At 78.6% G+C, this 1,517-nt stretch carries 2 protein-coding genes; one reads left to right on the top strand and one right to left on the bottom strand.

Annotated elements, in window-relative coordinates; translation table 11 throughout:
- Window positions 1–313: WYL domain-containing protein (locus DEF28_RS26475; RefSeq protein ID WP_147281111.1), on the top strand; the 313-nt coding region annotated here is incomplete at its 5' end.
- Between the two features lie 9 nt (window positions 314–322).
- Here the strand turns inward: DEF28_RS26475 and DEF28_RS26470 are convergent.
- Window positions 323–1,357, bottom strand: a complete 1,035-nt coding sequence (locus tag DEF28_RS26470; protein WP_233515558.1) for a Gfo/Idh/MocA family protein — start codon at window positions 1,355–1,357, stop codon at window positions 323–325.
- Window positions 1,358–1,517: the final 160 nt, after the last annotated feature.

Genomic DNA, 1,517 nt, shown 5'->3' with positions numbered 1-1,517 from the left:
CGTCTATCAGGGCATCAACCCCGACATCGCCGGATACACGTCCTGGGCCGTCTCCACCGCCCCCTACCGCTACCGCGCCAGGTTCACGCTGCACGCGTCTGCCGCGGTCGTCGCCGAGCGTGTCCCGCCGACCACCGGGGTGGTCGAGGCGCTCGACGACACCAGCTGCGAGCTGCGCACCGGGGCCGACTCGCTGGACGCCCTCGCGATGCACGTGGCCCTGATCGGCGTCGAGTTCGAGGTGCACGAGCCGGCGGAGCTGCGGGACCGGGTCCGCGAACTGGCCGGCCGGCTGGGCCGGGCGGCACCGTGACGCGGCTGGTCAGCCCGCGGGGCCGCCCGGGCGGCGCCCGCCGATGGCGTGCCGGACGGCGTCCAGCGTCGCGGCGATCCGCACGCTCTCGTCCAGCGGCATGAGCGGGCTCTCCGCGGCGCCGTCGCGCACGAGGGCGGTGACGGCGGCGGCCTCGTGCTCGAAGCCGTTGGCGAGGTGCGGGCGGCGGACGGTCCGCGGCGGACCGTCCGCCGGGTGGACCGTGTACTCGGCGGGGTTGTACCACTCCGGGACCTCGATCCGGCCGGCGGTGCCGGTGATGACCGCCCGGTTGGGCAGGTCCGCCTCGATCGAGCAGCCGAGCACCGCGACGGCGCCCGACGCCGCGGTGAGCACCGCGCCGACCTGGGCGTCGACCCCGGTGCCGGCGAAGGCGGCGCGGGCGCTCACCCCGACCGGGGCGCCCAGCAGCGCGGAGGCGAGCGCGACGGGGTAGACGCCCAGGTCCAGCAGGGCGCCCCCGCCGAGGGCGGGGTCGAACAGCCGGCCGGCCGGGTCGTAGCGGAACCGCCAGCCGATGTCGGCGGTGAGCATCCGGACCTCGCCGATCCCGCCGCCGCCGACGAGGGCGTGCACCTCGCGCATCGCCGGCGCGAACCGCGTCCACATCGCCTCCATGAGGAAGCGCCCGGTGCGGCGCGCGGTCGCGACCATGTCCCGGGCCTGGGCGGCGTCCAGCGCGAGCGGCTTCTCGCAGAGCACGTGCCGGCCGGCCGAGAGGCACATGACGGTCGCCGCGTGGTGGGCCGAGTGCGGCAGGGCCACGTAGACGACGTCCACCGCGTCGTCCTCGGCCAGCGCGCGGTGCTCGGCGTGCCGGCGCGGGATCCCCCACCGGTCGGCGAACCGCGCGGCGGTGGCGGCGTTGCGCGAGCCGACCGCGACCACCTCGGCGCCGGGGACCGCGCGCAGCCCGTGCAGGAACCGCTCGGCGATGGCGCCGGTGCCGAGGATCCCCCAGCGCACCGGAGGCCCGCCCCCGCCCGGGGCGCGGGGGCCGGGCGCGGCGGCCGGGCCGGTCACGCCGCCACCCGGCGGACCCCGGCCGACCGGTCCCCGCCGAGCGCGGCGGTCGGGAGCGGCTCCAGGTGCTCCCACCGGGAGGGCGGGGTGAGCGCTGCGGCGACCGGGGCCGGGTCCCCGGCGCCGAGGTGGTCGCGGTCGGCTCGCGCAACGCCGCCAC

Source organism: Marinitenerispora sediminis, assembly GCF_003336425.1.
GTDB classification, from domain to species: Bacteria; Actinomycetota; Actinomycetes; order Streptosporangiales; family Streptosporangiaceae; genus Marinitenerispora; species Marinitenerispora sediminis.
This window is presented reverse-complemented; position numbering and strand designations above follow the sequence as displayed.